Source organism: Paraburkholderia phytofirmans (assembly GCF_046028095.1).
In the GTDB taxonomy this organism is placed as follows: Bacteria; Pseudomonadota; Gammaproteobacteria; order Burkholderiales; family Burkholderiaceae; genus Paraburkholderia; species Paraburkholderia phytofirmans_A.
Genome location: NZ_JAQQDJ010000005.1, coordinates 404624 through 420546, shown reverse-complemented (window position 1 = coordinate 420546; position 15923 = coordinate 404624). Strand labels below are relative to the sequence as shown.

At 64.1% G+C, this 15923-nt stretch carries 15 protein-coding genes; 7 read left to right on the top strand and 8 right to left on the bottom strand.

What is annotated here, in order from left to right; translation table 11 throughout:
• The 7 genes from PQR54_RS17685 to PQR54_RS17655 all read right to left on the bottom strand — a co-directional run bounded on the left by PQR54_RS17685 (position 1) and on the right by PQR54_RS17655 (position 7362).
• Positions 1 to 1047, bottom strand: a complete 1047-nt coding sequence (locus PQR54_RS17685; RefSeq protein WP_408247824.1) for a bifunctional UDP-4-keto-pentose/UDP-xylose synthase — start codon at positions 1045 to 1047, stop codon at positions 1 to 3.
• Positions 1044 to 1979: a formyltransferase gene (locus tag PQR54_RS17680; protein WP_408247822.1), complete on the bottom strand. Its 936-nt coding sequence runs from the start codon at positions 1977 to 1979 to the stop codon at positions 1044 to 1046. The genes PQR54_RS17685 and PQR54_RS17680 overlap by 4 nt, the downstream gene beginning before the upstream one ends.
• Positions 1976 to 3019: a glycosyltransferase gene (locus tag PQR54_RS17675; RefSeq protein ID WP_132374799.1), complete on the bottom strand. Its 1044-nt coding sequence runs from the start codon at positions 3017 to 3019 to the stop codon at positions 1976 to 1978. Before PQR54_RS17675 ends, PQR54_RS17680 begins: the two co-directional genes overlap by 4 nt.
• A 6-nt stretch (positions 3020 to 3025) precedes the next feature.
• Positions 3026 to 4177: a DegT/DnrJ/EryC1/StrS family aminotransferase gene (locus tag PQR54_RS17670; protein ID WP_408247820.1), complete on the bottom strand. Its 1152-nt coding sequence runs from the start codon at positions 4175 to 4177 to the stop codon at positions 3026 to 3028.
• 248 nt (positions 4178 to 4425) lie between these two features.
• Complete coding sequence (locus tag PQR54_RS17665) at positions 4426 to 4797, bottom strand: DMT family transporter (RefSeq protein WP_106283566.1); 372 nt, start codon at positions 4795 to 4797, stop codon at positions 4426 to 4428.
• A 25-nt stretch (positions 4798 to 4822) separates the two neighbouring features.
• Entirely contained in the window at positions 4823 to 6586 is a 1764-nt protein-coding gene (locus PQR54_RS17660; RefSeq protein ID WP_408247818.1) for a glycosyltransferase family 39 protein, read from the bottom strand.
• A gap of 401 nt (positions 6587 to 6987) precedes the next feature.
• A complete protein-coding gene (locus tag PQR54_RS17655) occupies positions 6988 to 7362 on the bottom strand; it encodes an Mth938-like domain-containing protein (protein WP_012432818.1) in 375 nt (124 codons plus the stop codon).
• Positions 7363 to 7762: 400 nt separating this feature from the next.
• Between PQR54_RS17655 and PQR54_RS17650 the strand changes: the two genes are divergently transcribed.
• The 6 genes from PQR54_RS17650 (at position 7763) to moaE (ending at position 14308) form a co-directional block, all read left to right on the top strand.
• A complete protein-coding gene (locus PQR54_RS17650; RefSeq protein WP_408247816.1) occupies positions 7763 to 9013 on the top strand; it encodes a pyridoxal phosphate-dependent aminotransferase in 1251 nt (416 codons plus the stop codon).
• Between the two features lie 96 nt (positions 9014 to 9109).
• Positions 9110 to 10441 carry a homoserine dehydrogenase gene (locus PQR54_RS17645; RefSeq protein ID WP_408247814.1) on the top strand — a complete coding sequence of 444 codons (1332 nt, stop codon included), beginning with the start codon at positions 9110 to 9112 and terminating at the stop codon, positions 10439 to 10441.
• A gap of 9 nt (positions 10442 to 10450) precedes the next feature.
• The gene (gene thrC, locus PQR54_RS17640) at positions 10451 to 11902 is read left to right on the top strand and encodes a threonine synthase (protein WP_408247811.1); all 1452 of its coding nucleotides are present in this window, start codon (positions 10451 to 10453) and stop codon (positions 11900 to 11902) included.
• Positions 11903 to 12228: 326 nt separating this feature from the next.
• A complete protein-coding gene (locus tag PQR54_RS17635; RefSeq protein WP_408248078.1) occupies positions 12229 to 13485 on the top strand; it encodes a molybdopterin molybdotransferase MoeA in 1257 nt (418 codons plus the stop codon).
• 30 nt (positions 13486 to 13515) lie between these two features.
• Positions 13516 to 13773 carry a molybdopterin converting factor subunit 1 gene (gene moaD, locus PQR54_RS17630; RefSeq protein ID WP_134456219.1) on the top strand — a complete coding sequence of 86 codons (258 nt, stop codon included), beginning with the start codon at positions 13516 to 13518 and terminating at the stop codon, positions 13771 to 13773.
• A 58-nt stretch (positions 13774 to 13831) separates the two neighbouring features.
• A complete protein-coding gene (moaE, locus tag PQR54_RS17625) occupies positions 13832 to 14308 on the top strand; it encodes a molybdopterin synthase catalytic subunit MoaE (RefSeq protein WP_408247809.1) in 477 nt (158 codons plus the stop codon).
• A 158-nt stretch (positions 14309 to 14466) separates the two neighbouring features.
• Here the strand turns inward: moaE and PQR54_RS17620 are convergent, their stop codons facing one another.
• Positions 14467 to 15009 carry a group III truncated hemoglobin gene (locus PQR54_RS17620; RefSeq protein WP_408247807.1) on the bottom strand — a complete coding sequence of 181 codons (543 nt, stop codon included), beginning with the start codon at positions 15007 to 15009 and terminating at the stop codon, positions 14467 to 14469.
• A 313-nt stretch (positions 15010 to 15322) separates the two neighbouring features.
• Between PQR54_RS17620 and PQR54_RS17615 the strand changes: the two genes are divergently transcribed.
• A complete protein-coding gene (locus PQR54_RS17615; protein WP_408247805.1) occupies positions 15323 to 15823 on the top strand; it encodes an Rrf2 family transcriptional regulator in 501 nt (166 codons plus the stop codon).
• Positions 15824 to 15923: the final 100 nt, after the last annotated feature.

The window sequence follows — 15923 nt, the reverse complement described above, 5'->3', positions numbered from 1 at the left end:
TTATTGCTGTTCGACGAGCGCGCGCGCTTCGCCGACGTGGCCGCGATACGCTTCGAAAATCTTGCGCAGCGCTTCGTCGAAGGTCGACTTCGGCGCCCAGTCGAGTTCCTGCATGGTGTTGTCGATCTTCGGTACGCGGTTCTGCACGTCCTGATAGCCCGCGCCGTAGTACGCGCCCGACGAGGTTTCGACCAGTTGCACCTGCTTGGCCGTGTCCGCGTATTCTGGGAATTCGGCGGCGAGCGTCAGCATCTTGTGCGCGAGTTCACGCACCGAGAAATTGTTGGTCGGGTTGCCGATGTTGTAGATCTTGCCCGTGGCGATGCCGTCTTTATTCTCGATGATCTTCATCAGCGCGCCGATGCCGTCGTCGATATCCGTGAACGCGCGCTTTTGCGCGCCGCCGTCCACCAGGCTGATGTTCTCGCCGCGCACGATATGGCCGAGAAACTGCGTGACCACGCGCGAGCTGCCTTCCTTCGGCGTGTAGATCGAGTCGAGGCCCGGGCCGATCCAGTTGAACGGACGGAACAGCGTGAAGTTCAGGCCTTCCATGCCGTAACCCCAGATCACGCGGTCCATCAACTGCTTGGAGCAGGCGTAGATCCAACGCGGCTTGTTGATCGGGCCGTACGACAATTGCGACTCTTCCGGATCGAACTGCTCGTCCGTACACATGCCGTAGACCTCGGACGTGGACGGAAACACCAGGTGCTTGCCGTACTTGACGGCCGAACGCACGATCGGCAGGTTCGCCTCGAAATCCAGTTCGAACACGCGCAGCGGCTGCTTCACGTAAGTAGCGGGCGTGGCGATCGCGACCAGCGGCAGAATCACATCGCACTTCTTGACGTGATACTCGACCCACTCCTTGTTGATCGTGATGTCGCCTTCGAAGAAGTGCATCCGTTCATGATTGATGAGGTCGCCCAGACGTTCGGTCTGCATGTCCATCCCGAACACTTCCCAATCGGTCGTTTCGAGAATGCGCTTGGACAGGTGATGGCCGATGAAGCCGTTCACACCCAGAATCAGGACTTTTTTCATTGATGATGGGGAGTTTGGATGAGCTGGGCAAATTCGGCCGGAGTGACGACAGCCTCGCTGCCGTCGTGCTGGTGCCGCAATTCGTGGATGGCGATCGCGCGGCCGTCGCCGCATATCGCGAAAACGGCATTATCGCTTACGTGCAGGCCCGGGGGCAAATCCGAGCGAAGCGCGCCGGGCGCGGCGAGGCGCGCGCGCGCGACGATGAAACGCCGCTCGCCGATGTCCGTAAAAGCGCCGGGATACGGCGGCGCGACCGCGCGGATCAGGTTGTAGACCTGCTGCGCCGTTTGCGTCCAGTCGATGCGGCCGTCTTCCGGCTTGCGTCCGCCGTAGTAGCTGCCGTGCGCGATATCGTTCGGCAGGTGCGGCGCCTCGCCCGCCAGCAACGAGGGCAGCACGCGCCACAGCGTCTGTTCGGCGGCCACCGTGACCTTGTCGAACACTTGCGCGGCGGTGTCGTCGGGCAGGATCGGCACCGGCGTTTGCGCGAGGATCGCGCCCGCGTCCGGCCTGGCGGCCATTTCGTGCAGCGTCGCGCCGGCTTCCGTTTCGCCGTGAATCACCGCCCAGTTGGTCGGCACGCGGCCGCGGTATTTCGGCAGCAGCGAGCCGTGCATGTTGTAAGCGCCCCGTGCGGCGAGCGCCAGCACGTCGACCGGCAACATGTGACGGTAGTAGAACGAGAAGATGAAGTCCGGGCGCGCGGCGCTTACGGCCTCGCGCAGTTCGGCGCTCTTCGGATCCGCGGGCGTGATGACCTTGATGCCGTGCTCGGCGGCGACCGAGGCGACGCTGCCGAACCAGATGTTTTCGCTGGGACTGTCTTCGTGCGTGACGACGAGCGCTACGTCCACGCCGCGCGCGAGCAGCACCTGCAGGCAGCGCACGCCGACGTTGTGATACGCGAATACGACGGCGCGTGGCTTCATGGATTCGGGCCCTGATCGAGGAGCGGCGCGGCCTGCACGGCTTGCACGACGGTCTGGCGCGGCGCTTCGGTCACGGTGGTGCCGTCGCGCTGTTCGAGAATGGTCTGCACGAGGTAGCGCGGACGCGCGCGCACCTGCTGATAGATCCGGCCGATATATTCGCCTAGCAGGCCGAGCGCGAAGATGATCACGCCGAGCAGGAAGAAGGTGATAGCGAACAGCGTGAACACACCTTGCACTTCCGCGCCGATGATGAAGCGCCGAATCAGCAGCAGCACGAACAGCGCCGCGGAGCCGAGCGACAGGATCACGCCGATGAACGACAGCCATTGCAGCGGCACGACCGAAAAGCCGGTCACGAGGTCGAAGTTCAGGCGGATCAGCGAGTACAGCGAGTACTTCGATTCACCGGCAAAACGCTCTTCGTGCGCGACTTCGATTTCCACCGGATTCTGCGCGAAGGTGTAGGCGAGCGCCGGAATGAACGTGTTGATTTCGCCGCAGCGATTGATCGTGTCGATGATGTGCCGGCTATACGCGCGCAGCATGCAGCCCTGGTCGGTCATCTTGATGCGGGTGATGCGCTCGCGCAGCCGGTTCATCGCACGCGAAGCCTTGCGGCGCCACAGGCTGTCCTGGCGTTGCAGGCGAATCGTGCCGACGTAGTCGTAGCCTTCGCGCATCTTGTTGACCAGCTTGCCGATTTCTTCCGGCGGATTCTGCAGGTCGGCGTCGAGCGTGATGACGATCTCGCCGCGCGATTGCTCGAAGCCCGCCAGAATCGCCATATGCTGGCCGTAGTTGCCGTTGAGCAGAATCACGCGCGTCGTGTCGGGACGCGCGCGGAACTGTTCGGCGAGCAGGGCGGCGGATTTGTCGCGGCTGCCGTCGTTGATGAAGATCACCTCATAACCGGTGCCGAGCGCGTCGAGCGCCGGATACAGGCGCGCGAACAGCGCGGCCAGACCGGCTTCCTCGTTGTACACCGGGATGATGACCGACACTTCCGGTGCGGCAGCGCGATGTTCCGAATAAATCATTTCCGCTTATTTTCCGTATTGTTCGCAAATTTCATTGACCGCGCGGCACACGCGCTCCACGTCGCCTTCGTTCATCAACGTGAAGAGCGGCAGCGTGACGTTGGTCGCGCCGAACTTCTCCGCATGCGGGAACATGCCTTCCTTGAAGCCGCGCGCGCGATACAGCGAGAACAGGTGGATCGCCGGGTAGTGCACGCCCGAACCGATGCCACGTTCCTTCAACTGACCCATGAAGCCGGCGCGGTCGATCGAGAGTTTCTCGAGCGGCAGCGTGATCTGGAACATGTGCCAGTTGCTGTTTTCATAGTCAGCAAACGGCAGGCCGACCCCGAGTTTTGCCGCCGCGCCGCCTTCGAAACCGGCGAAATACGCGCGCACCAGTTTCCGGCGCTGCGCGAGAAAGCGCTCCAGATGCGGCAGCTGGCCGAGGCCGACGCGCGCGGCGACGTCCGTCAGGTTGTACTTGCCGCCCAGCACGTCGCAATCCATGCCGTCGAAGCCGGTGCGCGTGATGCCTTGCAGGCGGAACTTCTGGGCAAGGATGGCTTCCTCTTCGTTGTTCAGCACCAGCGCGCCGCCTTCGATCGAGGTCAGGTTCTTGTTCGCGTGGAAGCTGAACGAGACCATGTCGCCCAGCTTGCCGATGCGCTCGCCGTTCCACGTCGAGCCGAACGCTTGCGCGGCGTCTTCGATCACGCGCAGCTTGTGGGCGCGGGCGATTGCGTATAGACGGTCCATGTCGACCGGCAGGCCCGACAGATAGACCGGAATCAGCGCCTTGGTGCGCGGCGTGATGGCTTTTTCGAGCAGATCGAGGTCGATATTGCGGGTGACCGGATCGATGTCGGCGAACACCGGCGTTGCGCCGACTTCGTAGATCACGTTGCTGGTGGACACCCACGAGGCCGGCGTCGTGATGACTTCGTCGCCTTCGCCCACGCCGGCGATACGCAGGCCGATTTCCAGCGTCGCCGTGCCGGAATTGAAGGTGCGCACCGGACGCCCGCCGCAGAAGTCGGAAAGCGCCGCTTCGAACTTCTGGTTTTGCGGACCGGTGGTGATCCAGCCGGAGCGCAGCACGTCGGCGACGCCCTGAATCGTTTCCTCATCGATCTCGGGTTTGACAAAGGGCAAAAACGGGACTGTTGACTGGGTCATGAATGCTTCGCTCGATTGAAAGAGGCGCAACCCGCAGGGCGCGCAGGACACCACACACTATGCGCAAACCCGGGGCCGCGGCGAAAAAGGGCGCAACCGCACAGCATACCGTGGTCAACCTTACGGATTCCTTAGCCGGCCGGGCTGTCCGCTTACGGTATCTTTTGCCGTCTGCATCTTTCCAGTCGGCGCTGGCGAGAAACAGTAATAAATTGTGTCCGGGACATCGTTGCCCCGGACCGCGGCGCCTAGCTGCGCGCCAGCACCACCACGCCGACCAGGATGATGCCGATGCCGATCAGCTTCTGTACCGACAGCACTTCGCCGAACAGGTACCACGCCGCGAACGCATTGACGATGTAGCCGAGCGACAGCATCGGATAGGCGATCGACACGTCCACCCGCGACAGCCCGATGACCCACACTGCCACGCTGATCACATAACAGGCCAGGCCGCCGATGATCGGCGGCTGGGTTGCCAGGCGAAAGGCGATGGGCAGGATGTTCGCACGGGTGAATTCGAAGTGTCCAACGGCATTCGTACCGGCTTTGAGCAGCAACTGCGCACCGGCGTTCAACGTGACGCCTGCAAGAATGCAAAAGAGGGAAATCGGGTTCATCGAACGGTCAGATCCTGATATGGGGTCATTGTTGTGCTTTTTCTACCGGCGCCGACGCTGGCGTCGGTGCCGGCGCTTCGGCGGCTGGCGCGCCGGCCGCCGAGGGCGTGGCCGGCGGCTTTTCCACCACCACGCGGCGCGAGTCGCGGGCGATCATCTGCATCGGCAGGCCTTCCTTGAGGAGGCGGTCGTAGGTCTCTGGCGGGATCAGAGCAAGCGCATATCGGTCGGCCTTCCAGCGCTCGACCCAGGCATCGATGGAGGGAATCCATTTCTGCGGCTCGACGGACACGCCGAAGGCCAGTTCGTCAGGATGCTCGACCATGATCATGGTGTGGTCGACATAGAACGGCATCGTGTGGTCGAGCACGCCGACCGAGTAGAACGGCGTATCCGCGGGCAACTTCGCGATCTCGGTCTTGATGGCCGGCGCGAGCGGCGCGCCGGAGCTCAGGCGGCCGAACACGTCGTGACCCGTGCCGGCGATGGTGCCGAGCAGCAGCCACGCCGCGCCGAAGGTGGCGACGGCGCCCAGGCTGCCGGCCCGGCTGCGGCGGTTCAACCACAGCGCGGCGAGCGTCAGCGCGAAGGCGACGGCGAGCGCCGCGAGCACCCACGTGCGGTACTCGGCATACAGTTCGGCCGGATTGCGGGCGCTGCCGAAGCGCGACATGAACAGCGCGGCGAACGCGGCGGCTACGAGAAAAAGTGCATAACCGGCGAGGTGGCGGCGCAATTGATCACGCGTGACGAGCGGCAGATACATGCCGATCAGGAGCGCGATCGGCGGCGCGATCGGCAGCGTGTAGGACAGCAGCTTCGAGTGCGACGCGCTGAAGAACAGGAAGATGAAGACAGTCCACGTCAGCATCAGCGTGACCGGCGCGAAGCCGTTCGGCTGGCGCGGCAGACGCCACGCGTGGCGCACGCTCTGCAGCGTGACCGAAAGCCACGGCAGAAAGCCCACGATCAACACCGGCACGAAGTAATAGAACGGCCCCGGACGGTTCTGCTCAGGCGTCAGATAGCGCTTGAACTGCTGAACGATGAAAAAGAAGTTCAGGAATTCCGGGTTGCGCTGCTGCACCAGCACGAACCACGGCGTGACGATCGCGAAAAACACGATCAGCCCGCCGATCAGATGCAGGCGCTTCCACACGGCCCTGTCGCGCGCGACCACCGTGTACAGCACGAGCACCGCGCCCGGCAGGATCACGCCGACGAGTCCCTTGGACAGCACGGCGAGCGCCATCGAACCCCAGCAGACCCACATCCAGCCGCGCACGCTGCCGGTCGGCAGGTTGGGGCGCTGCGCGAGCATCAGCGCGCACAGCGTCAGCTCCATCCAGAACGACAGGCCCATGTCGAGCGTGTTGAAGTGGCCCATCAGATTCCAGTACGGCGAAGTCGCCAGCACGATCGCCGCGAACACGCCGGTCGCCGTGTTGAACACGCGCGCGCCGGTAAAGCCGATCAGCAGCACGCCGGCAAAGCCCGTCAGCGCCGTGTAGAGCCGCGCCTGCCATTCGCCGATGCCGAACCACGCGAACGTGAGCGCGTTCGCCCAGGTTTGCAGCGGTGGTTTCTCGAAATACTTGTAGCCGTTGTAGCGCGGCGTGATCCAGTCGCCGGTGACGAACATCTCGCGCGCCATTTCGGCGTAGCGGCCTTCGTCGCTAGGCAGCAGATGGCGCCAGCCGAGCGGCACGAACCAGATCACGGCAAGGGCCAGCACCAGCAGCAGAATCGTGGTGCGGTTGAGCGGTAGCCGGGACGGCGTATCGTTCATGAATTTCAACCTTTATGGCGACGCCGCGCAGGCGGCGAAGCGGTGTTGTTCGGAAATGGCGACCGGTCGGCTGTCCGTGAGGCGGCCGGCGGCTTGCCGAGCAGTCGGCCTCGGGGCACACGCGTATCAGACTGTCCGCGCCGCGTTGTGGTTGCCTTGCCTCGCGCCGTCGGCTTCGACGGTGGCGCTGCGGCACCTTCCGTCGACAGATCCTCTCGGCTCGCGCGGGCGTGCTCAGGCTGCCGGTCCAGCAATCAATGGCGCGCAGTGTACGTTATCGGCCGTGACGCGGCCAGGGCGCGCAGTTCAGCCCGGCGGCGCGAACGCTTCAGATACGAACGCGCAGCGGCCTCGCACGCGCATCGCAAACCGCGTGCACGATGCCGCGGCCGCCCCCAGCTTTAGGCCTCGATCAGCAGCGCGGCGGCGACCTTGCGGCCCTCGGCCATCAGAATGTTGTACGTGCGGCAGGCGGCTTTGAAGTCCATCGTCTCGACGCCGATGCGCTTCGCGGTGAGCGCGGCGGTCAGCCGCGGATGCGGAAAGCGCAGCCGTTCGCCGCTGCCGAACACCACCACTTCGGGCGCGGCGTCGATCAGCATGGCGAAGTGCTCGGCGCTCAACTGCTCGAAAGAGGAGACGGGCCAGGCAATGACCGGCGCGTCCGGCAGCACGAGAATGCTGCCCGAGTGGCGCACCAGATTGATTTCGACATAGTCGGCGCCGTAGCCGGTAACGGTGTTGAGGGCGCCGCTCGAATCCTGATGTAGTTTCAAATTGGTTTTCCGAAGTCGTCGTGAGACATCATGCGTGTGGGCGGCCTGACCGATGCAGCCGGGGCAGGGCGATTCGACGCGAATGGGACACGCGCATGAGGCACTAGCGGGACAGAAGCGGCCGAAAAGGCTTGCCGTTGCGGTTGGTGCATTGCGGAAGTCGGCCAAAATCCGCTAAATTATAACTTTTTAGCCGCCTCGCGGCGCCCCTCGCTCATGTGCCGCCATAAGCCGCGCTGAGTTCACGGGTGCGGCCCACCGGCTACCCGCCTGGTTTTGCCCGCTTTCGGCCGCTTTCGTCTGCATTTGTCTGTGTCGTTCTTCTCGCCGCTGTACCGGTGCAATTGACCGCTGGTGCGCCGGCGGAACGCACGCCTGTTCGCCCCCCATCAAGGATGAAGTGCCCGCCGTGAAACCGATTCTCAAATCCAACAAGTTGTTGAATGTCTGCTACGACATTCGCGGGCCCGTCCTCGAACATGCGAAGCGGCTCGAAGAAGAGGGCCACCGCATCATCAAGCTGAACATCGGCAATCTCGCGCCGTTCGGCTTCGACGCGCCGGACGAAATCATTCAGGACATGATCCTGAACCTGCCGGGTTCGTCGGGTTACTCCGATTCCAAAGGTGTGTTCGCCGCGCGCAAGGCGATCATGCATTACACGCAGCAAAAAGGCGTGCACGGCGTCGAGCTGGACGACATCTACATCGGCAACGGCGCCTCCGAATTGATCGTGATGGCGCTGCAAGGCCTGCTGAACGACGGCGACGAAGTGCTGCTGCCCGCGCCCGATTACCCGCTGTGGACCGCCGGCGTGAGCCTGTCGGGCGGCACGCCGGTGCACTATATCTGTGACGAATCGAATAGCTGGATGCCCGACCTCGACGACATTCGCGCGAAAATCACGCCGAACACGCGCGCGCTCGTGGTCATCAACCCGAACAATCCGACCGGCGCGCTGTATTCGGACGAACTGCTGCTCGGCCTGATCGAGATTGCCCGCCAGCACGGCCTCGTGATCTTCGCCGACGAGGTCTACGACAAGATCATCTACGACGGCAAGAAGCACACGTCGATGGCGGCGCTCTCCGAAGACGTGCTGACCGTCACGTTCAACAGCCTGTCGAAAAGCTACCGTTCGTGCGGCTATCGCGCCGGCTGGATGTTCATCTCCGGCCTGACCGCCGGCGAGAACCGCCGTCACGCCAAAGACTACTTCGAAGGGCTCGGCATTCTGGCGTCCATGCGCCTGTGCCCGAACGTGCCCGGCCAGTACGCGATCCAGACCGCGCTCGGCGGCTATCAGAGCATCAACGATTTGATCGTGCCGACCGGGCGCCTGTACAAACAGCGCGAACTCGCGTATGAAATGCTGACGGCCATCCCCGGCGTGAGCTGCGTGAAGCCCGAAGCGGCGCTGTACATGTTCCCGCGTCTGGACCCGAAGATCTATCCGATCCAGGACGACCAGCAGTTCATCCTCGACCTTCTGCTGGAAGAGCGCGTGCTGCTCGTGCAGGGCACCGGCTTCAACTGGCCGAAGCCGGATCACTTCCGCGTCGTGTTCCTGCCGAACGTGGATGATCTCGCGGATTCCATCAACCGGATCGCGCGCTTCCTCGACGGTTACCGCAAGCGTCACTCTGGCTAGCGCACAATAGAGCGTACGACGCGGCTCCCGCCGCGTCGCGCCGTCCGCTGGGCGCCCCCGTTTCCTTTTAATCATCTACTCGAAAACACACGCTGCATGGAACCGATCAAAGTTGGACTGCTGGGCTTCGGCACGGTAGGCAGCGGCACCTTCACGGTACTGCGCCGCAATCAGGAAGAAATCAAACGCCGCGCGGGCCGCGGCATCGAGATCGCGCGCATTGCCGTGCGCAATCCCGCCAAGGCGACCGCGGCGCTCGGCAGTGAAGCCAGCACCGTGGCGCTGACCGATGACTTCAACGCGGTGGTCGACGATCCGTCGATCGATATCGTGGCCGAAATGATCGGCGGCACGGGCGTGGCGCGCGACCTCGTTGTGCGCGCGATCAAGAACCGCAAGCACGTGGTCACGGCCAACAAGGCGCTGCTCGCGGTGCACGGCACGGAGATCTTCGAAGCGGCGCGCGCCAACGGCGTGATGGTGTCGTTCGAGGCGGCGGTGGCGGGCGGCATCCCGATCATCAAGGCGCTGCGCGAGGGGCTGACGGCCAATCGCATCCAGTACATCGCGGGCATCATCAACGGCACCACGAACTACATTCTCTCGGAAATGCGTGACCGCGGGCTCGACTTCGCGACCGCGCTCAAAGCCGCGCAGGAACTGGGTTACGCCGAAGCCGATCCGACCTTCGACATCGAAGGCGTGGACGCCGCGCACAAGGCGACCATCATGAGCGCGATCGCGTTCGGCGTGCCGGTGCAGTTCGACAAGGCTTACGTCGAAGGCATCAGCAAACTCGCGGCGATCGACATCAAATACGCCGAGGAACTCGGCTACCGTATCAAGCTGCTCGGCATCGCGCGCCGTACCGACAAGGGCATCGAATTGCGCGTGCATCCCACGCTGATTCCGGAGAAGCGTCTGCTGGCGAACGTGGAAGGCGCGATGAACGCGGTCGTCGTGCACGGCGACGCGGTCGGCACCACGCTCTATTACGGCAAGGGCGCGGGCGCCGAGCCCACCGCTTCGGCCGTGGTGGCCGATCTGGTCGACGTAACGCGTCTGCACACGGCGGACCCGGAGCATCGCGTGCCGCATCTGGCGTTCCAGCCGGACAGCCTGTCGAGCACCCCGATCCTGCCGATCGACGAAGTCACGAGCGGCTATTACCTGCGCCTGCGAGTGGCGGACGTGACGGGCGTGCTAGCCGACATCACGCGCATTCTGGCCGACACCGGCATTTCGATCGACGCGCTGTTGCAGAAGGAATCGGAGCAGGTCGACGCGAACGGCAAGGGCGAGACCGACATCATCCTGATTACGCACGAAACGGTCGAGAAGAACGTCAACGCCGCGATCAAAACGATCGAGGCGCTGAAGACCGTCGTCTCGCAAGTCACGAAGCTGCGCATGGAAGCGCTGAACTAGGCCGAACTTATGAACTATCTCTCCACGCGCGGCGCCGGAGCCGGCGAGCGCCACACCTTTTCCGACATCCTGCTCGGCGGTCTCGCGAAAGACGGCGGCCTGTATTTGCCGGCCGAGTATCCGCGTGTCAGCGCCGACGAACTGACGCGCTGGCGCACACTGCCGTACGCGGACCTCGCCTTCGAGATCCTGTCGAAATTCAGCGACGACATTCCCGCCGAAGACCTGCGCGCGCTCACGCGCAAGACGTACACGGCGGCCACGTACTGCAACGTGCGCGACGACGAAAGCGCCGCGCAGATCACGCCGCTGAAGACGCTGGGCGTCGAGAACGGCGCGCCGCTGTCGCTGCTGGAACTGTCGAACGGTCCGACGCTCGCGTTCAAGGACATGGCGATGCAGTTGATCGGCAACCTGTTCGAATACGCGCTCGCCAAGCACGGCGAAACGTTGAACATTCTCGGCGCGACCTCGGGCGACACCGGTAGCGCCGCGGAATACGCGATGCGCGGCAAGCAGGGCATCAGCGTGTTCATGCTGTCGCCGCACAAGAAGATGAGCGCGTTCCAGACCGCACAGATGTACAGCCTGCAAGACCCGAACATCTTCAACATCGCAGTTGAAGGCGTATTCGACGACGCGCAGGACATCGTCAAGGCCGTCTCGAACGATCACGCGTTCAAGGCGAAGTACAAGATCGGCACGGTCAACTCGATCAACTGGGCGCGCGTGGTGGCGCAGGTCGTGTACTACTTCAAGGGCTATTTCGCGGCCACGAAGTCGAACGACGAGCGCGTGTCGTTCACGGTGCCGTCGGGCAACTTCGGCAACGTGTGCGCGGGTCACATCGCGCGCATGATGGGCTTGCCGATCGAGAAGCTGGTCGTCGCGACAAACGAAAACGACGTGCTCGACGAGTTCTTCCGCACGGGCATTTACCGCGTGCGCAAGGCGGCCGAGACGTATCACACCAGCAGCCCGAGCATGGATATTTCGAAGGCGTCGAACTTCGAGCGTTTCGTGTTCGATCTGCTCGGCCGCGATCCGGCGCGCGTGCTGCAACTGTTCCGCGACGTCGAAGAGAAGGGCGGCTTCGATCTTGTGGCGAGCGGCGATTTCGCGCGCGTGCGGGAGTTCGGTTTTGTGTCCGGCAGCAGCAGCCATGACAGCCGCGTGGACACGATCCGCGACGTGTTCGAGCGTTACGACACGATGATCGACACGCATACGGCCGACGGTCTGAAGGTGGCGCGCGAACATCTGCAGCCGGGCATTCCGATGATCGTGCTGGAGACGGCGCAACCCATCAAGTTCGGCGAAACGATCCGCGAAGCGCTGTTGCGCGAGCCGGAGCGGCCCGCGGCGTTCTCGGGTCTGGAGGCGCTGCCGCAGCGTTTCGAAGTGCTGCCGGCGGACGTGCAGCGCGTGAAGGACTTCATTGTGGCGAACGCGGGCGCGTAAGCCGCGGCTGTCGTTCAGCGTGAGCGGTTCCGCGGCTCACGCCGACTGTTTGATGCGCCGCACGCTGTCCACGTGCGGCACCCGCTTTGCGAGCGGCACGCGATGTACATGCGTTCGCTGTTTCACATGCTCTGCACAAACAGACGCGCACCATGCGCACCCGCAAAACGACGCTTGCCGCGGAACCTCGCGGCAAGCGCTCTAATCCCCAGCAAAATGCCCGCATAACCGCCGACCCGCCCAGGCTATCTGCTTCGACCGCTACAATATTCTTTTAACCTGCGGCTTCGAGACCTGAGATGTCCACACCCACGCCCCGCGCGCCGATGCTCGCCACCGCCGAAGCCTTGGCGACTCTCCTCAGCGCAGCGAGCCCGATTGCCGGCACCGAGTCGATCCCCACGCTGGAAGCGCTGAACCGCGTGCTCGCGGCCGACGTCACGTCGCCGCTCGACGTCCCGCCGATGAACACCAGTTCAATGGACGGCTACGCGATCCGCACGGCGGATCTGACGGCGCAGGGCAACAACCGTTTGCCGGTCTCGCAGCGCATTCCGGCAGGTCACGCGCCGCAGCCGCTGAAGCCCGGCACGGCGGCGCGCATCTTCACCGGCGCCACGGTGCCGCCCGGCGCGGACGCAATCGTGATGCAGGAGCAAACCGAAGTCGCCGGCGCGGACGTCGCGATCCTGCACAGTCCGCAACCGGGCGAATGGATTACGGCGCAGGGCGCGGATATCCGCAGCGGTTCGGTCATTCTCCCGGCGGGCACGCGGCTCACGCCGCAGGCGCTGGGACTGGCCGCGTCGGTCGGCTGCGCCGAACTCGTGGTGCGGCGGCGCGTCAAGGTGGCCGTGTTCTTCACGGGCGACGAACTCACCATGCCCGGCGAGCCGCTGAAGCCGGGCGCGATCTACAACTCGAACCGTTTCACGCTGCGCGGCCTGCTGGAGAAGCTCGGCTGCGAGGTCACCGACTACGGCATCGTCGCGGACAAGCTCGACGCGACCCGCGCGACGCTGCGCGAAGCCGCCGTGGCGCATGACCTGATCCTGACCTGCGGCGGTGTATCGGTGGGTGAGGAGGATCACGTCAAGCCGGCGGTGGAGGCGGAAGGGCGGCTGGCGATGTGGCAGATCGCGATGAAGCCGGGTAAGCCGCTCGCGTTCGGTGCAGTGCGGCGCGCGGCGCAGCGCGGTGAAACGGCGACGGAGCAGTCGGCTTCGGCTTCAGCCCCAGCAGAAACCTTCTTTATCGGCCTGCCGGGCAATCCCGTGTCCAGCTTTGCCACTTTCCTGCTGTTCGTGCGGCCGTTCATTCTGAGCCTGGCCGGCGTGCAGACGGTCGCGCCGCGCGCGCTGTCGCTGCGGGCGGATTTCACGCAGAGCAAGGCCGACCGCCGCAACGAATTCCTGCGCGCGCGGATCAATCCGGCCGGCGGCCTCGATCTGTTTCCGAATCAGAGTTCGGCCGTGTTGACGTCGACGGTGTGGGGCGACGGCCTGATCGACAATCCGCCGAATCACGCGATCAGCGCCGGCGAGACCGTGCGCTTCATTCCTTTTTCCGAACTGCTGAACTAAGCGAGGCCGGCAACGGCCGGCGGCAACCCGATGAAGATTCAACTCCGATATTTTGCGAGCGTGCGAGAAGCGCTCGACCTGGCCGACGAAACCGTCGAACTGCCCGACGGCATCGCGACCGTCGGCGATGTGCGCGCGTGGTTGCGCGTGCGCGGCGGCATCTGGGCCGACACGCTGGCGGAAGGCCGCGCGCTGCGCATGGCCTGCAACCACGTGATGACCGGCGCCGGCACTCGCGTCACCGAAGGCTGCGAAGTCGCGTTTTTCCCGCCCGTCACCGGCGGCTGAGCCGCCGCGCCACCACGCCCAAGCGCCACAACGCCGCTTAACCGCATAGGAGCCCCAGATGCCCGTTCGCGTCCAGACGGAAGACTTCGACCTCACCGCCGAGGTCGCCGCGTTGCGCGCGCGCAACCCGAAGATCGGCGCGGTGGCCTGCTTCGTCGGCACCGTGCGCGATCTGAACGACGGCAACACGGTCGAGACGATGGAGCTCGAGCACTATCCCGGCATGACGGAGAAGTCGCTGGAGGCGATCATCGTGAGCGCGCGCGAGCGTTGGCCGGGCATCGAGGTGTCGATCGTGCATCGGGTCGGCAAGCTCTATCCGCTCGACCAGATCGTGCTGGTGGCGACCGCGGCCGCGCATCGCGGGGAAGCCTTCGCATCGTGCGAATTCGTGATGGATTATCTGAAGACCCAGGCGCCGTTCTGGAAGAAAGAAAAGACCGAGGCCGGCGAGCGCTGGGTCGACGCCCGCGTCACCGACGACGCGGCGCTCGCCCGTTGGGGCATCGAGTCAGGCAATCGGACGGTGGAATAGGGCGCGGGTTTGGGAGTGGGGATCTTGCGGGTCAGGAAGCGTCTTGGCGCGTCTCACACGCCGATCTGAAACGCTTCAAAGGCAGTGGATGCTCGCTACGGTTCACGCCGTGCCGTCGTATCCGTTCAAAGCGGCCCATCAGCCTGAACCGGCCTGTCTCACTCGTCCCGCGCCCGGCCGACGATTCGCGTCGGAAACGGCTCGCCAGGCGGCCGCGCCGCGTGGGCATCCTCACCGTCGCGCGGACGCCGTTTCGGCGCGACGCGCTCCAACAGCGCCTGCTGTTCCTCCGGGATCTTGTAGTCCCAGCCGAAACGGCTCAATTGCAGACTCTGCGCGATACGCAGCGCCGGTTCCATGAAGCGCACCGCCGCAGCCGGCTGATAACGCGATTCGACCGTATCCAGAAACAGATACAGCCAGCGGCTGAAGTGCTGCGGCTCGATGCCCTCGAGCGGCTGGTGCGCCTGCTGCACGTTGCCGCGATATTGCTTCGCGCCAAGCACGAGGCTGCCCCAGAAGGTGCACATCTTGGGCAGGTGATCGTCCCAGCGACCCGCCAGCGTCGCCTCGAAGACCGGGCCAAGCAGCGTATCGGCACGCACGCGGTCGTAGAAGCCGTAGACGAGGTCGCGGATATTCGCCTCAGTGGGCTCGGCGGCGCGCTCGACCGCCGGCGCGGCAGGGAAAGACGGGTTCATGCGGATTCCAAAAGGTGCAGCGGCTCGTGCGTATTCGTGCGTATCGCCGCATGGCGCCACGCAGCGTCACGAATGGCCTCAAATTGAGGCCGAACGGACGGAAGTAGGATACGAACACCCCGCTTTTCGTAAGAATGCCCCAGGCAGGAAACGTTACCATTACTGCCGAATCACGCACTCCGCCTGTCTGCGCAAAACTGGAAAATATGCGTAGCGCCTGCATCTTAGGGCGAAGCGACGGCCCACGGCAACCCTTGCATCGACGCGGTTATCTCCCGGATCGCGGCTTGCGCTCATTGCAATACCTGCACTCATGAGACTGACCGACTATACGGATTACTCACTACGCGTCCTGCTCTACCTTGCCGTTCGTGGCGAAGGGTTGTCGACGATCCAGGACATTTCGGACGCGTACGGCATTTCCAAGAACCACTTGATGAAGGTCGTGCAGCAGCTCGGCGAACTCGGCTGGGTCGAGACCGTGCGCGGCCGCAACGGCGGCCTGCGGCTCGCCGAGCACACGAATGCGCTGACGGTCGGCGAAATCGTGCGCGCGACGGAAAGCGACTTTGCGCTGGTGGGTTGCTTTCCGGACCAGCACGGCGAGCGCCGAGGCTGCGTCATTACGGCGCAATGCCGTTTGCGAGGCGCGCTCGAGGCGGCGCGCAATGCCTTCCTCACCGAGCTCGACCGCCATACCATTGGCGAGGTGGCGCAGCCGCACGGCCCGCTCGCCGCGCTGCTCGGTTTGAGCAACGTGATTCCAATCACGCCGGTCGCGCACGCTGGCGACGAGTCGGCGTCGGCAGCATGAATGCGCCGGGCATTTCTCGCGCGTCAAATGTTAAATAGTTGTTGCTTGAGGCAAAAAAACGCTTGAAACCTGGATAAAACGCCTCATTTTGGTGGTAATC

What these genes read in the sequence shown, in the direction of transcription:
- PQR54_RS17685 (WP_408247824.1), bottom strand. Translation starts at nt 1,047, where the DNA reads ATGAAAAAAGTCCTGATTCTGGGTGTGAACGGCTTCATCGGCCATCAC.
- PQR54_RS17680 (WP_408247822.1), bottom strand. Translation starts at nt 1,979, where the DNA reads ATGAAGCCACGCGCCGTCGTATTCGCGTATCACAACGTCGGCGTGCGC.
- PQR54_RS17675 (WP_132374799.1), bottom strand. Translation starts at nt 3,019, where the DNA reads ATGATTTATTCGGAACATCGCGCTGCCGCACCGGAAGTGTCGGTCATC.
- PQR54_RS17670 (WP_408247820.1), bottom strand. Translation starts at nt 4,177, where the DNA reads ATGACCCAGTCAACAGTCCCGTTTTTGCCCTTTGTCAAACCCGAGATC.
- PQR54_RS17665 (WP_106283566.1), bottom strand. Translation starts at nt 4,797, where the DNA reads ATGAACCCGATTTCCCTCTTTTGCATTCTTGCAGGCGTCACGTTGAAC.
- PQR54_RS17660 (WP_408247818.1), bottom strand. Translation starts at nt 6,586, where the DNA reads ATGAACGATACGCCGTCCCGGCTACCGCTCAACCGCACCACGATTCTG.
- PQR54_RS17645 (WP_408247814.1), top strand. Translation starts at nt 9,110, where the DNA reads ATGGAACCGATCAAAGTTGGACTGCTGGGCTTCGGCACGGTAGGCAGC.
- thrC (WP_408247811.1), top strand. Translation starts at nt 10,451, where the DNA reads ATGAACTATCTCTCCACGCGCGGCGCCGGAGCCGGCGAGCGCCACACC.
- PQR54_RS17635 (WP_408248078.1), top strand. Translation starts at nt 12,229, where the DNA reads ATGCTCGCCACCGCCGAAGCCTTGGCGACTCTCCTCAGCGCAGCGAGC.
- moaD (WP_134456219.1), top strand. Translation starts at nt 13,516, where the DNA reads ATGAAGATTCAACTCCGATATTTTGCGAGCGTGCGAGAAGCGCTCGAC.
- moaE (WP_408247809.1), top strand. Translation starts at nt 13,832, where the DNA reads ATGCCCGTTCGCGTCCAGACGGAAGACTTCGACCTCACCGCCGAGGTC.
- PQR54_RS17620 (WP_408247807.1), bottom strand. Translation starts at nt 15,009, where the DNA reads ATGAACCCGTCTTTCCCTGCCGCGCCGGCGGTCGAGCGCGCCGCCGAG.
- PQR54_RS17615 (WP_408247805.1), top strand. Translation starts at nt 15,323, where the DNA reads ATGAGACTGACCGACTATACGGATTACTCACTACGCGTCCTGCTCTAC.